Here is a 19,408-nt window from a genome sequence, read left to right as displayed (position 1 = left end):
CGTAGCGCTCGCGACAGCCACCTGGAAGCCTCCCAGATGGTGCGGGTCTGGGCCAATGTAGATCTTCTCGGGACTGACCTCGTCTGGCGCTGACGCTGCATTCCACTTCACAGTCCTGTCGCCGCTCAAACGCACTGCTGCACTCCTCCGGCTCACCTCGGCGGCCATCGTGCCACCCCGATCAGACACCCTATCCGCGGCGGCCGACGCAATGGGGGAAGTCCGCGCACGTCGGCAGTGACTCGATCAAGCTCCACGCTCTGAGGCGATCCAGGACCAACAATGGGTGTGTGACATCGAAGACCAGTGGCCTGCCCCACCGCATTACGAAGCTCGCAACCGATATGTTCGCGCGCGAGACTGGATTCAGCGGACCGGAGATTCACGACATCTTTGCTGAGTACACCGATGCCCTTGGCCCATACCAAGGCTGGGGTGGTGGAGCAATGTCGCGATGGCAGGTCTTCCAGGCTGGACTCAAGTCAATGCCCGTGCAGCAGCAGAAGAGGTTTCTGCTTGAACTCTGCAGTTACGACGGTGGCAGCAGGTACGGGATGCCTCCCGAGGAGCAGATCGAGAAGCTCCGCTCGCTCCTGTTAGCCGATGGGACACCAGGTGCCAAGTCGGCCGGCGAAGGCTTGGAGAAGCTGGAGGACTGGCAGGCAGTCGCGAAGTCCTGGACGGCAGCGCTGAGCAAGGTGACGTCAGATCCGGACGGCGCGATTACCGCTACACGCACAACGCTGGAAAGTATTTGTAAGCACATCTGCGACGAGCGGTCGGTGGCTTACGAGAACTCTTGGGACCTCGCAAAGCTGTACAAGGTCACGGCGTCGTCGATGGAGGTTTCGCCTGACCAGCACTCCGAACAGATAATCAAACAGATCCTCAGCGGTGCTACGACTGTCGTCAGCGGCCTCGCCGGGATGCGCAACGCCCTCAGCGACGCTCATGGTCGCGGCAAAGGCTCTGTTGGCCCCGCACCGCGGCACGCGAAGCTCGCGGTCAACGCGGGGTTTGCAATTGCCGGGTTCTTGATCGATACCCACATCGAGAAACCGGCTAGGAACTCGTGACCCCCGAAGTCCGTCAGTCCATTGTCATCGCCCGCAGGCGCGCCGCACGGGAAACGTCAACCCAATATCCCCACGATCAAAGGTCTTGGCCGGCCGCCGAGCCGACCGCGACAAAACAAAAGGTCAGGCCGCATTTCTGCAACCTGACCTCATGTACCGATTTGAGCTGAACTGCTCGCGGTGGGCGAAGGGGGACTTGAACCCCCACGTCCCGAAGGACACTGGCACCTGAAGCCAGCGCGTCTGCCATTCCGCCACTCGCCCGTGGCCACCGAAGTTCCGGTGGGCGTGTCGTCGAACTGGGTGTGTCCGGCGACTGGACGACGATAGCAGCACGCCGCCACCGAAACAAAACTCGATCCCCGACGTTGCATTTGTGCAGTACGTCGGGTTACGTCAGATGCCGAATACACACCAATGGGACGGGAGTTGCACACGGTGCACCAGTTGCCTTGGTGGCACAGTTGGCCGTTGATGTCGCTATCATCAAACAAGGCCAGATGCACGGCGACACGCTCTATTGCCGCGAAAGGAGGTCTCGGTGGGGATCCTGCAACGACTGGAACGCAAGCTCGAAGGTGCAGTTGACGACGGTTTTGCCCGTGTCTTCGGTGGTCAGGTGGCCCCGCAGGAGATCGAGAACGGGCTTCAGCGAGAAGCCGAGGAGTCGCTCGAGAACCTCGGTGACGGTACGGTCCTTGCGGCCAACAGCTACACCTTGCTGTTCAGTCCCACCGATCATCAGCACATCGCTGCGGAATACGAGCTGAACCGCAAGACTTTCTCGAAGCATTTGGAAAACTTCATCAAGGACAACGGATGGCAGACCTACGGCAGGGTCGTCGTAGAGTTCGAGCAATCGCCGTCCTTGCACACGGGGATCTTCCGCGCACGCGGCACGGTCAACCCGGACGCGCGGCCCCGCCCGGCGGGCGCGCGTTCGGAGCATCCGCACGCTGCGCCGGTCCCCGGCCCGCCGGCCGGACGCCCGGCCCCTGTTCCCCCACTTACCAACGCCCCCGACCAAGGAGCCCCCAAGATGACTCAGAATCCCGGATACGACCAGCGCAGGGGCGCCGATCCCGCCTACGACCAGTACGGCCAGGGATCGGGACAGCCGGGAGACCAGGGCTACGGCCAGCAGGGGTACGACCAGTACGGTCAGCAGCCCGGCTATGACCAGGGGTACGACCAGCAGGGCTACAGCCAGCAGGGCTACGAACAACAGGGATACGACCAGCAGGGCTACAGCCAACAGCCCGGCTACGGACAGCAGGGCTACAGCCAGCAACCCGGCTACGAGCAGCAGGGCTACAGCCAGCAACCCGGCTACGGCCAACAGGGATACGACCAGCAGGGCTACGGACAGCAACCCGGCTACGAGCAGCAGGGCTACAGCCAGCAACCCGGCTACGGCCAACAGGGATACGACCAGCAGGGCTACGGACAGCAACCCGGCTACGACCAGGGTTACGGTCAGCAGGGCTACGAGCAGCAGGGCTACGGCCAGCAGGCGTACGCCCAGCAGCCCGCGGGATACGACTACCAGGGTGGCTACGACCAGGGATACGGCGCGGGCCGCCCGGCCGCAGGCTACGCCCCGTCGTCGATCACGCTCCTCCTCGAGGACGGCAGCAACCGCACCTTCCAGCTGCACGAGGGATCGAACGTGATCGGCCGCGGACAGGACGCGCAGTTCCGTCTGCCCGACACCGGCGTCTCGCGCCGCCACGTGGAGATCCGCTGGGACGGCGCCACCGCCATGCTCACCGATCTCAACTCGACCAACGGCACCACCGTCAACGATCTCCAGGTGAACACCTGGGAACTCGCCGACGGCGACCGCATCCGCGTCGGACACTCCGACATCACCGTCCGGTTCCAGTAGACCCGCATACGCCGAGCGCACGCCCACCTGTCGTGGGCGGCGGTCGAGACTGGCCCGCGACCGCTCCGGCCGGTTGATACTGAACTGTCACATCCGAATGACCGGGTTCGGCGAATCTGCCCATAAGATGCAGTCGGGTCCGCTCGTTTCGCTCGGCGGTCCCATGATCGCTGCCGTGGGTACGACCCGACCGAGACGGAACGCGCTGGAGGTGAACACGACATGCAGGGCTTGGTGCTGCAACTGACCCGCATCGGTTTTCTGTTGTTGCTCTGGTTGTTCGTCTTCGCCGTGATCCGCACGCTGCGCGCCGACATCGCGTCGGCCGGCGGACTCCGCATCCCCCGGTACTCCGGCGGCTCGGAGAAGCGACGTCGCAGCGGCGGCGTCCGCGGCGCGGCCCGCTATCTCGTCGTCACCCACGGCGCGCTGGCGAACACCCGGATCAGCCTCGGTCAGCAGCCGGTCCTGCTCGGACGCGCCGACGACTCGACCCTGGTGCTGACCGACGACTACGCCTCCGAGCGACATGCGCGGCTCTCCAGACGCGGCGACGACTGGTATGTCGAAGACCTCGGCTCCACCAACGGCACCTACCTCGATCGTTCCAAGGTGACGACCGCGGTCAAGGTCCCGCTGAACACGCCGATCCGCATCGGCAAGACCGTGATCGAGTTGCGCCCGTGACACTTGTGTTGCGCTACATCGCGCGCAGCGACCGTGGTCTCGTGCGGTCCAACAACGAGGACTCGTTCTACGCGGGTCCTCGCCTGCTGGCCCTCGCCGACGGAATGGGCGGCCACGCGGCCGGCGAAGTCGCCAGCCAACTGGTGATCCGCGCGCTCAGCACCCTCGACGACGACGAGCCCGGTGGCGACCTCCTCACCCAGCTCGACGGCGCCACCCGTGCCGGCAACGAGGCGATCGCGGCACAGGTGCACGAATCACCCGAACTCGACGGCATGGGCACCACGCTCACCGCGATCCTCTTCGCCGGCAGCCGAATCGGCCTGTGTCACATCGGCGACTCGCGCGGATACATGTTCCGCGACGGGGCGCTGACCCAGATCACCCGCGACGACACCTTCGTCCAGACCCTCGTCGACGAAGGTCGCATCACCGCCGAACAGGCACACACCCATCCGCAACGCTCGCTGATCATGCGCGCGCTCACCGGAACCGAGGTCGAGCCGACCCTGACGATGCGCGAGGCCCGCGCCGGCGATCGGTACATGCTGTGCAGCGACGGCCTGTCCGACGTCGTGACCGAGGAGACCCTCGCCGAGACCCTGGGGTCCATCGCCGACCCCAAGGAGTGCGCCGACCGTCTCATCGAACTCGCGCTGCGCGGCGGCGGCCCGGACAACGTCACCGTCGTCCTCGCCGACGTCGTCGACACCGAGTACGGCGACTCGCGCCCGATCGTCGGTGGCGCTGCCGGCGGCAACGAGGAGATCTACACGCCCGACCCGGCGACCGCCGCGGGACGGGCGGCAGCACTTCGTCCGCCCCCCGCCGAACCGCAGCGCCCGACGGTGCTGACCGAGGACGAGCCCGCCGCCAAGCACAAGAGCAAGTACCGACGCTGGATCGTCGCCGGTGTCGTGCTGACCGTGGTGGCCGCGCTGGTCGTCGGCGTCTTCGTCGTCCGGTCCGTCGTCCGCAGCAACTACTACGTGGCCGCCGACGACAGCGGCGACGTGCTCATCTACCAGGGATCACCGGAAAAGGTGTTCTTCCTCTCGATGAGCAACCCGGTGCAGCGCGTCTGCGTCGAGAACCTCGATCAGACCGAACCGAGCTACACGTTCATCTCCTACGACGACGGCACCTGCGAGTTCCCCCTCAACGTCGACGACCTGGTGTCAGGGCCGGCGCAGTCGGTCAAGAACGTGATGATCCGGAACAAGAGCGAGCAGCAGATCCAGGGCGTCGTCACCGACGAGCTGACCTTCCGCTGCGACAACGCGCCCTCGTCGGCAACGCCCGCACCGACTCCCCCGCCACCGGCACCGTCGGAGTCCACACCGAGCACCGACCCGTCCGCGCCCGCACCACGCGCCACCGCGGCGCCCGCGCCGGGAATCCCGCAGCAGGGTGCGACCGAGTCGGTGGCTCCGCCCACCGGCAACGCCGGACCTTCCGCCACGCCCGCACCTGATCAGGACGCCGGCACGAGTTGCCGGCAGCAGGTGAGATGACTCAAGCCGCGCCCGCACCGCACGCCCCGCCACGCCAACCCGCCACGAGCACCGGTCGCAACGCCGAACTGATGCTCCTGGTGTTCGCCATCGGTCTGGTGACGGTGGCGTTGCTCATCGTCCAGGCCGCCCAGGGTCAGACCCTCACCTGGGACATCCTCAAGTACGTGGCCGCCTACACCGGGCTGTTCGGTGTCGCCCACCTCGTGGTCCGACGCTATGCACCCCACGCCGATCCGATCATGCTGCCCGTCGTCGCCGTCCTGAACGGCCTGGGGCTGGTGCTGATCCACCGGCTCGACCTCGGTACGGGCAACACCGGGGAGTCGGTGAACGCCACCGAGGCGACCCGCAACGCCGACCAGCAGTTGCTGTGGGCGGTGCTCGGCATCGTGGCGTTCTCCGCGGTCCTCATCCTGATCCGCGATCACCGCACGCTGTCGCGCTATGCCTACACGCTCGGCCTCGGCGGACTGGTCTTCCTGATCATCCCGGCGATCCTGCCCAGTGCGTTCTCGGAGATCAACGGTTCGAAGAACTGGATCATCACACCGTTCTTCTCGATCCAGCCCAGCGAGTTCTCCAAGATCCTGATCATCATCTTCGCCGCGGCGGTGCTGGTGTCGAAGCGCGACCTGTTCATCACGGCCGGTCCGCACGTGCTCGGCGTCGACCTGCCGCGCGCCCGCGACCTGGGTCCGCTCCTGGCCGCCTGGGCGATCGCCATCGCCGTGATGGTGGTCCAGAAAGACCTGGGTACGTCGCTGCTGATCTTCGCGACGATCCTGACGATGCTCTACGTGGCCACCTCACGTGTCGAATGGCTGGTGCTGGGCATCGGGTTGTTCGCCATCGGCGCGGTGTTCGCGTGGTCGATCTTCTCGCACCTGCAGACACGTGTCTCGGTGTGGCTGGATCCCTTCGCGGACTTCGACGGCTCGGGTTACCAGATCGGGCAGAGCCTGTTCGGCCTGGCCACGGGCGGACTGTTCGGCACCGGCCTCGGTTCGGGTCGGCCCAACATCGTGCCGTTCGCCAACACCGACTTCATCATCTCGACCATCGGTGAGGAGCTCGGCCTGGCCGGCCTCACCGCGATCCTCCTGCTGTACATGATCTTCATCCACCGCGGACTACGGACCGGCATCGCCGTACGCGACAGCTTCGGCAAACTCCTGGCGACCGGACTCGCGTTCACCATCGCGATGCAGATCTTCGTCGTCGTCGGCGGCGTCACCAAGCTGATCCCGCTGACCGGTCTCACGACCCCCTTCCTGTCCTACGGCGGGTCGTCGCTGCTGGCCAACTACATCCTGGTCGCGCTGCTCATCCGGATCTCGAACGCCGCGCGCGAACCCGATCCCGGCAAGAAGCGGCCCGCGGCCAAGCCCGTCGAGGCACTGCCCACGCAGGTGGTGAAGCGCCGGTGAACAAGCCGATCCGCAATGTGTCGATGGCGGTGATCGTGATGATCATCGCGCTCCTCGCGAACGCCACCTATGTGCAGGTCTTCAAGGCCGACGCGCTGAAGACCGACACCCGCAACAACCGCGTGCTGCTCGACGAGTACTCCCGCCAGCGCGGTCTGATCACCACCGCCGACGGCACGGTCATCGCGCTGTCGGTGCCGATCGACAGCCGCCTGAAGTTCCTCCGTCAGTACCCGCGGGAGGGCGCCGAGGCCTTCGCCCCGGTCACCGGCTACTACTCGTTCCAGTACCTCGCCAGTCAGATCGAGCACTACGAGAACAGCATCCTGAACGGATCCGACGACCGGTTGTTCGGCCAGCGGTTCATGGACATGTTCTCCGGCCGCGACCCGCGCGGCGGCAACGTCGTCACGACCATCAACCCGAAGGTCCAGCAGGCCGCCTACCAGGCGATGCTCAACGGCCCGTGCGACGGACCGTGCCGGGGCGCCGTCGTGGCCCTGCAGCCGAACACCGGGAAGATCCTCGCGATGGTCTCGACCCCGAGCTACGACCCCAACAAGCTCGCCAGCCACGACCAGGAGGTCCGCGAGGGCAGCTGGGAGGCGTGGAACCGCCCCGGTGACACCGCGCAGCCGATGCTGAACCGCGCGATCAGCCAGCTGTACCCACCGGGGTCGACCTTCAAGGTCGTGACGTCGGCCGCCGCCCTGCGCGACAACATCACTCCCGGCATCCGTCTCACCGCCGCGCCGACCTTCCCGCTGCCCGGCACCGATGTCTCGCTGCCGAACTACGGCGGCGAGACCTGCCCCGGGTCGTCGGGCGGAACCGTGTCACTGGAGACGGCGTTCAAGTACTCGTGCAACACCGCCTTTGCCGAACTGGTGACCGAGAAGATGTCCGACGCGATCCCGAAGTTCACCGAGACCGCGAGCCTCTTCGGCCTCGATCAGCCGGGCCCCGACATCCCGATGCCCGTCGCCGACTCGACTGTCGGACAGATCCCGTCCCTCGACGTCCTCGCGCAGGCCTCGATCGGGCAGCGTGACGTCCGGCTCACCCCGCTCCAGAACGCGATGATCGCCGCGACCGTGGCGAACGGAGGTGTGCGCATGCAGCCGTACCTGGTGGACAAGTTGCAGGCCGCGGATCTGCGGACGCTGCAGACCACCCCGCCGACCACGGCCAACAAGCCGATCACGCCCGAGCAGGCCGCCGAGCTGACGTCGATGATGATCGAGTCGGAACGGTCGACGGCCGGCGCGGGCGGTCCGGTGTCGATCGCGTCGAAGACCGGAACGGCGGAAAGCGGGTCGAGTACGGACACCCCGTTCTCCTGGTACATCGCCTTCGGGCCGTCGTCGAACGCGCAGATCGCGGTCGCCGTCGTGGTGGAGAATGGACAATTCGGTGCGGACTCGGTCGGCGGAACCGTCGCGGCGCCGATCGGACGAGAAGTGATCAACTCACTGGTGGGAGGTGGCAGTCGATGACCCTGCAGAACGGCACCACCATCGGCGATCGGTATCGGCTCATCCGCCTGATCGCCACGGGCGGTATGGGACAGGTGTGGGAGGCGCTCGACACGCGTCTCAATCGACGTGTCGCGGTGAAAGTCCTCAAGGCCGAGTACACCAGCGACCCGGAGTTCATCGCCCGGTTCCGCGCGGAGGCACAGACCACCGCCAAGCTGAACAACCCGGGGATCGCGAACGTCTTCGACTACGGCGAGACCCCGGACTACAACGGCGGCGATCCGCTGGCGTATCTGGTGATGGAACTCGTCGACGGCGAACCGCTGAACTCGGTGATCTCCCGGCTGGGCCGGCTGTCGCTGACCAACACGCTCGACATGCTCGAGCAGACCGGTCGCGCCCTGCAGGCCGCGCACAACCAGGGTCTCGTGCACCGCGACGTCAAACCCGGCAACATCCTGATCACGCCGGTCGGCCAGGTGAAGATCACCGACTTCGGTATCGCCAAGGCCGTCGACTCCGCCCCGGTCACCAAGACCGGGATGGTCATGGGGACGGCGCAGTACATCTCCCCGGAGCAGGCGACCGGTGACGAGGCGACCGCGGCGTCGGATGTCTACTCGCTCGGAGTCGTCGGTTACGAGGCGCTCACCGGCCGACGGCCGTTCCTCGGCGACGGCGCGATCACCGTCGCGATGAAACACATCCGGGAGTCGCCGCCTCCACTGCCGTCGAACCTGCCGTCGGGTGTCCGTGAACTCATCGAGATCACGATGGCCAAGGATCCGCGGCAGCGTTACGCCAACGGCGGCGAGTTCGCCGACGCGGTGGCCGCCGTACGCGCCGGGCGCCGTCCGCCTCGTCCGGGGGCGATCGCCGGTGCCGCTGCGGGAGCAGCGGGTGCCGCGGCGCTCGGTGCCGCGGTCGCACGTGGCGCCACGCCACCGACCGGGGCCGCGTCGCGACCGATGACACCCCGGCCGACGTCCCGCACCGCGGTCGCGCCACCACCGCCGGACAACAGCTGGACGACCGGGCAGAAGGTCCTCGCCGGCATCGCGGCCGCCCTGCTTGTCGGCGCCATCGGACTCATCGGGTTCTATCTGGTGAACAGTGGGAACGGTGGGGCGGCGACGCCACCCCCGTCGTCGTCGCCGACGGTCACCGAGACCACGACCACCGATGCACCGACCGAGGAGACCGACGAGCCGACCACCACCCGGCGCACGACTCGTACGACGACGAGCGAAGAGACCACGACCACCAGCGAGACGAGCGAGGAGACGACCACACTCGCGCCGTCGGGACCCCCCGACTCGCCGCCGGATCCCGGTGCCGCCACCGGAACCCCGTGCTTCCCCGGCGTGCCGTTCTCACCGTTGTGCTGATGGACAGCTGTACTGGAGACAACCGTGCCGGGGCACCCGCAGTGCCTGTGTGCCGAATGTCTCCGACCGAGAAGTTTCCGACCGATATGTTCTGATCTGAGATCCTGAGGGGCGAACCACCGAGGCCGATGTCGACACCACACCACCTCTCCGACCGCTACGAACTCGGCGAAACGCTGGGTTTCGGTGGCATGTCCGAGGTGCACTACGCGCGCGACCTGTTGCTGCATCGCGACGTCGCGGTCAAGGTGCTGCGTGCCGACCTCGCCCGTGATCCGTCGTTCTATCTCCGCTTCCGTCGCGAGGCGCAGAACGCGGCGAAGCTGAACCACCCCACGATCGTGCAGGTCTTCGACACAGGCGAGGCCGAGACCGACGACGGTCCGTTGCCGTTCATCGTGATGGAGTACGTCGACGGCGACACCCTGCGAGATGTGTTGCGCGCCAACGGTCCGATCTCTCCGCGACAGGCGATGACCTGGATGGCCGACGTCGCGGCCGCCATGGACTTCTCGCACCGGAACGGCATCGTCCACCGCGACATGAAGCCGGCGAACGTGATGATCGACAAGTCCGGAGCCGTGAAGGTCATGGACTTCGGCATCGCTCGGGCGATGAGCGACGCGACGTCGACGATGACCCAGACGTCTGCGGTGATGGGAACAGCGCAGTACCTGTCTCCGGAGCAGGCCCGCGGCATCAAGGTCGACCCGCGCAGCGACATCTACTCGATGGGGTGCGTGCTCTTCGAGCTCCTCACCGGTGAGCCGCCGTTCACGGGTGATTCGCCGGTGGCCGTCGCACATCAGCACGTGCACGAGGATCCGCCGTGGCCGTCGCACGTCCGCCCCGAGATCCCGCGCGAACTCGACTCCGTCGTCCTCAAGGCGATGAGCAAGAACAAGGACAACCGCTATCAGTCGGCCGCCGACCTGCGCGCCGACCTGATCCGGGTTCTCGCCGGCGGTAAGCCATCGGCGCCGATGCTGCTGTCGGACGAGGAGCGCACCGAGTTCATCGACACCGGGCCGCGGCGCCCGACCCGCGCGGAGACGACAGGTCCGCGCCGCGCGATCCCCGCCCGGACCGCGAACGGCAACGGGGGCAATCACCGCCGCGACGACGAAGACGCGGGGACACCACGACGCCGGTCCCGGGTGCTCATGGCCGGCGCGGTGGCCGTCGTCGTGCTGTTGGTCGGCACGCTGTTCCTGTGGTCGCCGTGGAGTTCGGGATCCGCTCCGGAGGTGTCGGTGCCAGCGGTCTCGGGACTCAGCTCGGACGACGCCCGGGCCTCCCTGGAACGCGCCGGCTTCGAGGTCCGCGTGCTCGAGGAACCGAGCCTCGACGTCGCCGCGGGTGTCGCCACCCGGTCGACGCCGGGCGAGGGGGTGATGGCGGCCGAGGGATCCGAGATCGCGCTGTACGTCTCGACGGGTCCGGAGCGTGTGCGGCTGCCGTCGGACCTGGTCGGCAAGACCCCGGCGGAGGCCGCCAGACAGTTGGAGGTCCTGGGGTTCACCAACGTCCGGACGGACCGCGTCGATTCGACGGCCGAGATGAAGGACAAGGTGGTCTCCACCGCGCCCGCGATCGGTAGCGAGGTACCCGTCAACGGTGCGGTGGTGGTCAACGTCGGCAACGGGCCGCGCGAGGTCACGGTTCGCGACGTCGTCGGCATGTCCGAGGACCGGGCACGGTCGGTGCTGGAAGAACTCGGCATGACGGTCGTGGTCGTCGCCGCCGATTCCGACCGTCCGGCCGGCGAGGTCATCAGCACCTCACCGGGTCCGGGGTCCACCGCCGAACAGGGCAGCACCGTCCAGATCAGCGTGTCGCGAGGCAACCTGTTCACCGTGCCGAACCTGCGGGGCAAGACTCCTGCCGAGGCCCAGGCCGATCTCGAACGGGCCGGCTGGGAACGGTCGACCCTGACGCGACAGACCCGGAACGTGCCGCTCGGCAGTCCCGACGACGGTCGGGTCGTCGGACAGGAACCGAATCCGGGTTCGCAGGCCCGCAAGAGTGGTTCGATCACGATCGTCGTCGGCCAGGCGAGCCTGCTGCCCAACTGAGCGAACCCGCCTCCGGTCGCGGACCGACACCCGGTCGCGGCGCGGGTCAGCCGATCGCGGTGGCCATCTCCGCTTCGAGGGCGGCCACCCGGGCCTCGTCGATCTCGATCCCGCAGGTCTTGAGCCAGTTGGCGAGCATCCGGTGGCCGCCCTGGGTCAGAACGCTCTCCGGGTGGAACTGCACGCCGTGGATGGGGAGCTCACGGTGCGCCATCGCCATCACGATGCCCGACTCGGTGCGTCCGGTGACGACCAGTTCGTCGGGGATCGTCTCGGGCAGCACCGTCAGCGAGTGGTATCGGGTGGCGGTGAACGGATCGGGAAGTCCTTCGAGAACACCGGCGTCGTCGTGGAACACCAGCGAGGTCTTTCCGTGCAGGAGTTCGGGTGCGCGGTCGACCGTGCCACCGAAGGCCGCGCCGATGGCCTGGTGGCCCAGGCACACTCCCAGTAGCGGCAGTTGTTCGTCGGCGGCGACGCGGACCATCGGCATCGTCGCGCCGGCCCGCTGCGGGGTGCCGGGGCCGGGACTGAGGAGCACGCCGTCGAATCCGGCGACGGCCTCGCGCAGACGGTCGGGATCGGCCGGGGAGAGTTGCGGGTCGTCGTTGCGCCACACGACGGCCTCGACACCGAGCTGGCCCAGGTACTGGACCAGGTTGTAGACGAAGCTGTCGTAGTTGTCGACTACCAGGATGCGACTCACCCGAAAAGGCTACCGCCGAAGCGGGTGGTCGGCGTCGGCGACCTGGTGAGATACCGTAGATCTCGAGTGTTTGCCACTGGCGGGGACGTGTGTTGTCGCCTCCCGCTCGCGTACGACCGCTCCGGCGGTGCCGCACAACAGAGGAAGTCATGCCGAAGTCAAAAGTCCGGAAGAAGACCGATTACACGATCAACCCGGCCAGCCGGACGCCGGTCAAGGTCAAGGCCGGCCCTTCGAGCACCATCTACGTGGGCGTCATGCTCGGCCTGATGGTGCTCGGCCTCGCCTGGCTCGTCGTCTACTACCTGGCCGCCACCCCCACCGCGTACGGCGGCGAGGGACAGGTCCTGCACTGGATGGCCGAGCTCAACTCGTGGAACTTCCTGATCGGCTTCTCGCTGATGGTGGCGGGCCTGTTGATGACGATGCGTTGGCGGTAGGCGCCGTCGGTCGTTCGCGTGTCGAATGCGCTGAGCTGCTGAAACACACGCTTGTAAGTTATCCCCACTGTGGAAATCACATGTGTGTAAGTCATCCCCACTGTGAGTAACTCCTGTGGATAACTCTGAGGACTACACACATGCCTGGGCGACGCCCGTCGGCGCCGGCCTCGCGGGCTGCGTCGGTGGCGTCATCCTGGTCGTGGCGGCCGTGGTCGTCGCCGGCGACCCGGCCGGATCGGTCCTGATGGGTGTCGCCGGGATCCTTCTTCTCGCCCTCGGCGCCTACACCCTGCTGGTGCGTCCCCGTCTGGCCATCTCGTCCGGGCCGTCGCCCGTGCTGGTCATCCGAACCCTTCGCGGGCCACGGGCCTACCCGCGGGAACGCATCGAGCGGATCCGCGTGCTGTCGATCCGCCGCGTCGGACGCCGCGTCGGGCAGCTGGAGATAGACGTGCTCGACGACGAGGCAGTCGCTTCGCCGCCGAACGCTCACGACGCGGGTCCTCGCGACGACACCCGCCTGGTCGTGCTCAGCCGCTGGGACCTGGGGACCGACCTGCCGACCGTCGTCGACGCATTGCGCGAGGCGGGGTTCGTCGTCGACGAGGGGTAGACGTGTCGCTTCCTGAGCAGACCGGACCGTAGAACCGCCGCTCCCTGAGGTGGCTCGCTCGACTCCTGCAAGCCGGGCGTCAGCGGATGTAGGTCAGCCCGTCGTAGGCGAGGCCCGCGCCGATGCCCAGCCCGACCGCGATGACAGCCAGCGTGGCGAGCGCGATCCAGCCGACGCGGCTCGCGGCCCGGGGATTTCTGCGACCCGCGGGCAGCACCGCGTCGGGGAGGTAGACGATGGCCGCGGTGGCGGCCGCTCCGAAGACCAGGCCGCCGAGATGCCCCAGGACCGAGATCCCGGGGAGCGAGAACGACAGCACCACGTTGAACCCGATGATGAGCAGAACCGGGACGGGGGACACACGGGCCTTGAGGACGATCACGAGCATCGCGCCCATGAGTCCGTAGATCGCCCCGGAGGCGCCGGCGGTGAGGGCTCGGTCGTCCTCGAAGAGCATGACCGCGGCACTGCCGCCGAGGAGCGCGATGCCGTAGACGGCCAGATAGCGCGCGATACCGAGTGCGAGTTCGAGGTCACGTCCGAGGATGTACAGCGAGAGCATGTTGACGGCCACGTGCATGACGCTGAAATGCAGGAAGCCCGCGGTGAGGAGCCGCCAGTACTCACCCGAGGCGACGTCGCTCTTGAGGAGGTCGCCGGCGCTGAAGATCGACGCGCCGCCGGGATCGCCGACCCCGGACTGGAGAACACACAGCGCGAAGACGAGCAGGTTCACGGCGATGAGCGCGTAGGTGGCGTACGGCTGCGTCGCCGCCGCGCGGGTGGGCGCCATCCTGCGGACGCCGCGTCCCGGTCCGCCGAGTGACGGCGACCGCTGCACTCCGTCGTCGCGGAGGCAGTCCAGGCAGTGCTGGCCGACCGACGCCGGGCGCAGGCACTCAGGACATGCCGGACGTCCGCACCGGCTGCACGACAGGCCGGTGGGACGGTCGGGATGCCGGTAGCACACCGCCCGCTGCGGGGCGGTGTGCTCCGGAGAGGTCAGTTGACCTCGATCTTCTCGATGACGACCTCGTCGAGCGGACGGTCGCTGCGGTCGGTCGAGGTGGTGGCGATCGCGTCGACGACCTGCTGCGACGCCGGATCGGTGACCTCACCGAAGATGGTGTGGCGACGGTTGAGGTGCGGGGTCGGGCCGACGGTGATGAAGAACTGCGAGCCGTTGGTGCCCGGTCCGGCATTGGCCATCGCGAGCAGGTACGGACGGTCGAACTGCAGTTCGGGGTGGAACTCGTCACCGAACTGGTAACCGGGGCCGCCCATGCCGGTTCCGGTCGGGTCGCCGCCCTGGATCATGAACCCGGAGATGACGCGGTGGAAGACAGAGCCGTCGAAGAACGGGCCGGAGTTGCCGCCGGATGCGTTGGGCTTGCTGTACTCCTTGCTGCCGTCGGCCAGGCCGACGAAGTTCTCGACCGTCTTCGGCGCGTGGTTCGGGAACAGGTCGACCTTGATGTCGCCGCGATTGGTGTGGATGACTGCGGAGGTTTTCTGTGTAGTCATGTCTCCATCCAACCACTTGCCTCTGCATCGATGACCCGGTGATGGTCCCGAGGTGCGGATATGCGACGGGCGGGGTGGCAGCGGCGGGCACCGACTGGCAGTCTTGAGCCCATGTCCAAGAATTACCTTTTCGCCGCGCTCGGTGTGGTCGCCGCGTCCGTCACCGCCGTCATCGTCGTCGGCTCTCTGCGTCGCGCACGACGCGTGGTGGCCCCGGTGTCTCCGACCGTCCCGCGGATCGAGGAGGTTCGCGAGGCGCTCGCCGAGAGCACCGAGACGCAGGCTTCGTGACCCGCCGCGTCGGCCTCGGCACCGGGCCGCACGTCGTGCACGGGTAATTTGGACTCGTGACCTCAGACGACGAGCGCTCCCCGAACCCGCCGCCGGGGTCCGGCGGCGCTGACGACCGGACCCACGAGTCCTGGTCGACGCCCGAGAGCTCTGCGCCGACGAGCAGTCCGGCGCCATGGGAACGGGCTCCCGCGAGGCCGGTCAGCGCGCCGTCGCGGTCAGCAGACACCCCCGAGCGTCCCGACGCCGGCCGGCAAGCACCGCGCGGGGGATTCACTCCCCCTCCGGGCGGCAGGCCTGCGGCCAGACCCGGTCCGCCTCCTGGCCAACGACCGGCCCCACCGCGCGGCGACACGTCCGGGCCGACGGCAGGTCCGCCTGGACCGCGCCCGCCCGCGCCGGGAGCGCAGCGAGCGGGTGGCAACACCACCGCGCCGGGAGCGCAGCGACCGGGGCCGAATGGTCCCGTGCCCGCGCCGCGAGCGGGCGGAAACACCACCGCGCCGGGTCAACGCCCGCCGATGTCGCCTCCCGGTCCGCCGGGGCATCGACCCCCACCCGGTCAGCGTCCGGGTCCCGGTGGGCCACCGCTCGGCAAAGGTGTTCCGCCACAGAACAATCGTCCCCCGGAGGGTGGGCGTCCTCCGCTCGCCGGTCCCCGTCCCGGCGCCGCGCCGAGTGGGCGGCCCGACTCTCCCACTTCGGATTCGGACCGCGACAACCGCACGGCGAAGGTGGCCGGCGCGGGCCTGCTCGTCGGTCAGTCCGATGATCGGGCGTCGGACACCCGCGTCGTGAACAGTCCCGGCGCGGCGAGCGAACCTCGTGTCGCCGACCGCCCGGACACCGACGGTCCGGGGCCGGCCTCCCCCGCCACCCAGGCCTATTCAGCAGTCGATCCCACCAGAAGTTCGGAGGACAGCGTGGCTCCCCAGTCCGGTGCCGGTCCGCGTGTCAATCGGATGGCGTTGTGGGCCTTGGCGTTGTCCATCCTCGGGATCACTTTCATCGTGGGGCTCGTCCTCGGATACCGTGCGCGCACGCAGATCCGGCAGCGGCGCGAGCTCGGTCTGCCCTTCGCCACGGCCGCGATCTGGGTCGGCTGGGCCTACCTCGGCGTCTTCGTCTTCGGGTTGCTGGTCTACGGGTGGATCTTGTTCATCGCCTGATCCGGGTGGCGACATTCCGTCCGATACCTGAAGTGCGAGCACCGATAGCGACAGCCACCCCCGCTCCCCGAGGAGCGAGGAGCGCACGACAGCCACCCCCGCTCCCTGAGGTGCGAGGAGCGCGCAACAGACACCCCGCTCCCTGAGGTGCGAGGAGCGCAAGCGACGAGCCACGAAGGGTCCGGCGACCGAGATTGCGAAACCCTTCGTGACGCGCCCTCCGCAAGCTCCGAGCGCTCCTCAGGGAGCAGGCGGGCCAGTGGGTCTGTGGTTCTTTCGGATCAGGCAGCAGAGTTCCGTCGTGGTCCACGCCACCCGCCTGGCCGCAGATCCGGTCAACTCCGGTCAGAAGTAGCCGTTACCCGGCAGCGGGGTGTCGTTGACGCGCAGATCTCCGATGGCGACGGCCTTGTACGCGGTCGGGTTGTGCAGGGTGATGGTCCGGATGTTGCGCCAGTGCCGGTCCAGGTTGCGGCTGCGACTGGCCGCCGACGCGCCGCCCACGTCGAAGACGGCCGCGGCCGCCGGGAGCGCGATGCGGTCGACGTGCACCTTGACGCGCGCGGCGGCGAGCGATGCCTGCGCGAACTGCGCGACGTCGATGACCCCGCGCCGTGCCAACGCATTCGCCGTCTCGACCTGCCGGGCCGCGCTCAGGACCGCGTCGCGCGCCACGTGTGCGGCGGCATCGATCTCGCCGATCCGTTCCAACAACAGCGGATCCTGCCTGGGCTCCGGCGTGGGTGCGTGCTCGAAGGTCCGTGCCCGCGAATGCAGCAGTGTCACCGCGTCATCCGCCGCGGACAGGAGGATGCCGGCGATCAGCGCCTGGAGGAACAGCTGCAGGAAGGGGCCGTCGTTGGCGGCGGGCGGCGTGGACTCGTCCAGTTCGACGAACTCGAGGACGTCCTCGGAGGTCACCCGGACATCGTCGAACAGGGTCGAGCCGGTGCCCGTGCGATGCTGCCCGATCCCGTCCCAGTCGTCGACGACGCTCACCCCGTCGCGGTCCACCGGGACGACCACTTTGACCAGCCGTGAGCGCAGGGCGTCCGGGACGATGGCGAGTACCGTGACGAAATCCGCGAAAGCCGTTCCGGTGCTGTAGAACTTCTCACCGCGGAGCCGCCAGCCATCACCGTCGGTGACCAGTTGTGTCGCGTACTGGCGCGACCCGGCGGCGACGCCGCGTTCGCTCGACGCGTTGCCGACGATGGCTCCCGCGGCGATTCGCTCGCTCCAGCGGCTGCGCACCGGTCCGATGGGCAGTCGTTCGATCTGCTCGACGAACCAGTAGTGGGCGCGCAGGATGTGCGCCGCGATCGGGTCGGCGCGGGCGAGGTCGATGATGAACTCGAAGAGTTCGACGCTCCCGGCCCCGCCGCCTCCCGACTGTGTGTCGAGGGACAGCGCGGTCAACCTCGACCGTCGTAGGAGCGCCACGGCTTCTCGCGGGTCCTGGCCCAGGCGTTCGCGTTCGGCCGAACCGGCCGCGATCTCCGCGAGGATCTCGTTCCGGTCGGTCACGACCCGCGCGGGTGCGGTCATGCCGGAACCCCGGCGAACGCGCCGCGATAGCGTGCCGCGGGGTGCGACTCCGGAAGCCGGTCGCGGCCGGTGAGTTTGGCGCGTGAGGTCCCCTCGGCGTACTCCCGCTTCGCCAGGCCCCGCTGGCGCAGGACGGGCAGCACGTGCTCGGCGAACTCGACATAGCTGCCGGGGATGGTCGCGTTGATGACGTTGATGCCACCCACGCCGGCGTCGCGCCACTGCTCGAGACGGTCGGCGATCTGGTCCGGGGTCCCGACGACCCGCCCGGTTCGGCTGCGCAGCTGAGCGAGATCGCGCACGGTCGGTTCGCGGTCGGGCACGGCCTCGCGCAGCCACAGCAGGTGGCTCTGGGAACCCTCGGTGTGGATCTGCCCGATCGGGGTGTCGAGGTCATAGTGTCCGAGGTCCACCCCGATGCCACCCGCGGAGTGGGCGATGATCGTGCTCGGATCGATGAGCTCGTCGAGATCGCGGGACTTGCGCGCCGCTTCGTCCTCGGTGCTCCCGACCACGAACGAGAGTCCCTGGAAGAACTGGAGATCCGACGGATTCCGGCCGGATTCGACCGCGAGGCGCCGGGTGTCGGCGATCAGCGTGCGCGCGGCGTCCGGCGACGGCGAGAGGATGAACTGGGCCTCGGCATTGCGGGCCGCGAAGCGCCGTCCGGCAGGCGAGGATCCGGCCTGGAAGAGCACCGGGGTCCGCTGCGGTGACGGTGACACGAGATGAGGACCCTCGACGCGGTAGTGCTCGCCGACATGGTTGATCTTGTGGACGCGGTCGTAGTCCCCGTGGAGGCCGCCCGACTTGTCCTGGATGAGCGCGCCCTCGTCCCAGGACCCCTCCCACAATTTGTATACGACGTCGACGTACTCGTCGGCCCATGCGTAGCGCTCGTCGTGTTTGGTGATGCCGTCATATCCGAAGTTGCGCCAGGCGTTGCCGGACAGGCTCGTGACGATGTTCCACGCGATCCGTCCCTTGCTCAGGTGATCGAGGGTGGATATCTTCCGCGCGAAGTCGAACGGGTGTTCCTGCAGAATCGAACTCGTGATCGCGATGCCCAGATGCTCTGTGTGCGAGGCGATCGCGGAAGCCAAGACGAGCGGGTCGTTGCTCGGGATCTGCAGGCCGGAGTCGACGAACTTCTTCCAGTCCCCCTGGTAGTCGTCGTACAACCCGACCACGTCGGCGAAGAAGATGTAGTCGAACCGGGCCTCTTCCAACAGTTTCGCGAGTCCGATCCAGTGATCGAGGTCGTTGAAGCGGTGCTGCTGCGCCTCGGGTGCCCGCCACGCGCCGTGCAGGATGTGCGATGTCGTGTTCATGACGAAGGCGGCGAAGTTCAAGGGTGGCGCGGACATGGCTGCTCCTGATCACGAGGCGGCGGACTCAGCGCGACGTTACGGACGAGGACGCGCGTGCGGCGACTTCGGATCACGGTGGCCTCAAGGGGTGCCCGACACCGTCCGAAGCCCCTACTTTGTGGTGATTCCCATCCCGACGCCGGGCTCGCGCTGTCGTGTACCAGGACCTCGAGCCGCGTTCGCCGCCATCTGTGCTGCCCGAGGAGAG

The 19,408-nt window shown here is 67.8% G+C and carries 17 protein-coding genes and 1 tRNA gene; 12 read left to right on the top strand and 6 right to left on the bottom strand.

Annotated features, from left to right (window positions below):
* The first annotated feature begins 290 nt into the window (after positions 1–290).
* Positions 291–1,076 carry an abortive infection family protein gene (locus tag AC3B6C_RS07330; RefSeq protein ID WP_248644211.1) on the top strand — a complete coding sequence of 262 codons (786 nt, stop codon included), beginning with the start codon at positions 291–293 and terminating at the stop codon, positions 1,074–1,076.
* 181 nt (positions 1,077–1,257) lie between these two features.
* On the opposite strand, the gene AC3B6C_RS07325 is transcribed toward AC3B6C_RS07330, so the two are convergent.
* Positions 1,258–1,340: transfer RNA gene (locus AC3B6C_RS07325), tRNA-Leu, on the bottom strand.
* Positions 1,341–1,617: 277 nt separating this feature from the next.
* Between AC3B6C_RS07325 and AC3B6C_RS07320 the strand changes: the two genes are divergently transcribed.
* The 7 genes from AC3B6C_RS07320 (at position 1,618) to pknB (ending at position 11,536) form a co-directional block, all read left to right on the top strand.
* The gene (locus tag AC3B6C_RS07320) at positions 1,618–2,964 is read left to right on the top strand and encodes an FHA domain-containing protein (RefSeq protein ID WP_488375563.1); all 1,347 of its coding nucleotides are present in this window, start codon (positions 1,618–1,620) and stop codon (positions 2,962–2,964) included.
* Positions 2,965–3,186: 222 nt separating this feature from the next.
* Positions 3,187–3,651: an FHA domain-containing protein FhaB/FipA gene (locus tag AC3B6C_RS07315; RefSeq protein WP_004023305.1), complete on the top strand. Its 465-nt coding sequence runs from the start codon at positions 3,187–3,189 to the stop codon at positions 3,649–3,651.
* Complete coding sequence (locus tag AC3B6C_RS07310; RefSeq protein ID WP_248644209.1) at positions 3,648–5,165, top strand: PP2C family protein-serine/threonine phosphatase; 1,518 nt, start codon at positions 3,648–3,650, stop codon at positions 5,163–5,165. Before AC3B6C_RS07315 ends, AC3B6C_RS07310 begins: the two co-directional genes overlap by 4 nt.
* Positions 5,162–6,595 (top strand): FtsW/RodA/SpoVE family cell cycle protein, encoded by a 1,434-nt coding sequence (locus tag AC3B6C_RS07305; protein WP_488375562.1) that lies wholly within the window; start codon positions 5,162–5,164, stop codon positions 6,593–6,595. Before AC3B6C_RS07310 ends, AC3B6C_RS07305 begins: the two co-directional genes overlap by 4 nt.
* Entirely contained in the window at positions 6,592–8,091 is a 1,500-nt protein-coding gene (locus tag AC3B6C_RS07300) for a peptidoglycan D,D-transpeptidase FtsI family protein (protein WP_004023309.1), read from the top strand. Before AC3B6C_RS07305 ends, AC3B6C_RS07300 begins: the two co-directional genes overlap by 4 nt.
* Positions 8,088–9,461: a protein kinase domain-containing protein gene (locus tag AC3B6C_RS07295; RefSeq protein ID WP_101820415.1), complete on the top strand. Its 1,374-nt coding sequence runs from the start codon at positions 8,088–8,090 to the stop codon at positions 9,459–9,461. Before AC3B6C_RS07300 ends, AC3B6C_RS07295 begins: the two co-directional genes overlap by 4 nt.
* A 128-nt stretch (positions 9,462–9,589) precedes the next feature.
* Positions 9,590–11,536: a Stk1 family PASTA domain-containing Ser/Thr kinase gene (gene pknB, locus AC3B6C_RS07290; RefSeq protein ID WP_488375561.1), complete on the top strand. Its 1,947-nt coding sequence runs from the start codon at positions 9,590–9,592 to the stop codon at positions 11,534–11,536.
* Positions 11,537–11,582: 46 nt separating this feature from the next.
* Here the strand turns inward: pknB and AC3B6C_RS07285 are convergent, their stop codons facing one another.
* Positions 11,583–12,242 carry an aminodeoxychorismate/anthranilate synthase component II gene (locus AC3B6C_RS07285; protein ID WP_055476667.1) on the bottom strand — a complete coding sequence of 220 codons (660 nt, stop codon included), beginning with the start codon at positions 12,240–12,242 and terminating at the stop codon, positions 11,583–11,585.
* Positions 12,243–12,391: 149 nt separating this feature from the next.
* Between AC3B6C_RS07285 and crgA the strand changes: the two genes are divergently transcribed.
* A complete protein-coding gene (gene crgA / locus AC3B6C_RS07280) occupies positions 12,392–12,682 on the top strand; it encodes a cell division protein CrgA (protein ID WP_010843022.1) in 291 nt (96 codons plus the stop codon).
* A 115-nt stretch (positions 12,683–12,797) separates the two neighbouring features.
* The gene (locus AC3B6C_RS07275) at positions 12,798–13,298 is read left to right on the top strand and encodes a PH domain-containing protein (protein WP_488375560.1); all 501 of its coding nucleotides are present in this window, start codon (positions 12,798–12,800) and stop codon (positions 13,296–13,298) included.
* A gap of 79 nt (positions 13,299–13,377) precedes the next feature.
* Here the strand turns inward: AC3B6C_RS07275 and AC3B6C_RS07270 are convergent, their stop codons facing one another.
* Positions 13,378–14,091: a rhomboid family intramembrane serine protease gene (locus tag AC3B6C_RS07270; protein ID WP_488375558.1), complete on the bottom strand. Its 714-nt coding sequence runs from the start codon at positions 14,089–14,091 to the stop codon at positions 13,378–13,380.
* A 209-nt stretch (positions 14,092–14,300) separates the two neighbouring features.
* Positions 14,301–14,822, bottom strand: coding sequence for a peptidylprolyl isomerase (locus tag AC3B6C_RS07265; RefSeq protein ID WP_014924811.1), 522 nt, complete (start codon positions 14,820–14,822; stop codon positions 14,301–14,303).
* A 111-nt stretch (positions 14,823–14,933) separates the two neighbouring features.
* Between AC3B6C_RS07265 and AC3B6C_RS07260 the strand changes: the two genes are divergently transcribed.
* Both AC3B6C_RS07260 and AC3B6C_RS07255 read left to right on the top strand, forming a co-directional pair.
* Complete coding sequence (locus AC3B6C_RS07260) at positions 14,934–15,113, top strand: hypothetical protein (protein ID WP_035717507.1); 180 nt, start codon at positions 14,934–14,936, stop codon at positions 15,111–15,113.
* Between the two features lie 734 nt (positions 15,114–15,847).
* Positions 15,848–16,282, top strand: coding sequence for a DUF4190 domain-containing protein (locus AC3B6C_RS07255; protein WP_010843028.1), 435 nt, complete (start codon positions 15,848–15,850; stop codon positions 16,280–16,282).
* 345 nt (positions 16,283–16,627) lie between these two features.
* On the opposite strand, the gene AC3B6C_RS07250 is transcribed toward AC3B6C_RS07255, so the two are convergent.
* Together AC3B6C_RS07250 and AC3B6C_RS07245 are read right to left on the bottom strand one after the other, a co-directional pair.
* Positions 16,628–17,830, bottom strand: coding sequence for an acyl-CoA dehydrogenase family protein (locus AC3B6C_RS07250; RefSeq protein WP_010843029.1), 1,203 nt, complete (start codon positions 17,828–17,830; stop codon positions 16,628–16,630).
* Entirely contained in the window at positions 17,827–19,197 is a 1,371-nt protein-coding gene (locus tag AC3B6C_RS07245; RefSeq protein WP_488375556.1) for an LLM class flavin-dependent oxidoreductase, read from the bottom strand. Before AC3B6C_RS07245 ends, AC3B6C_RS07250 begins: the two co-directional genes overlap by 4 nt.
* Positions 19,198–19,408 lie beyond the last annotated feature (211 nt).

The organism is Gordonia sp. 11cp (assembly GCF_057767225.1).
Note: the sequence above shows the minus strand (reverse complement) of the source record. Positions and strands in the feature narration are given on the sequence as shown.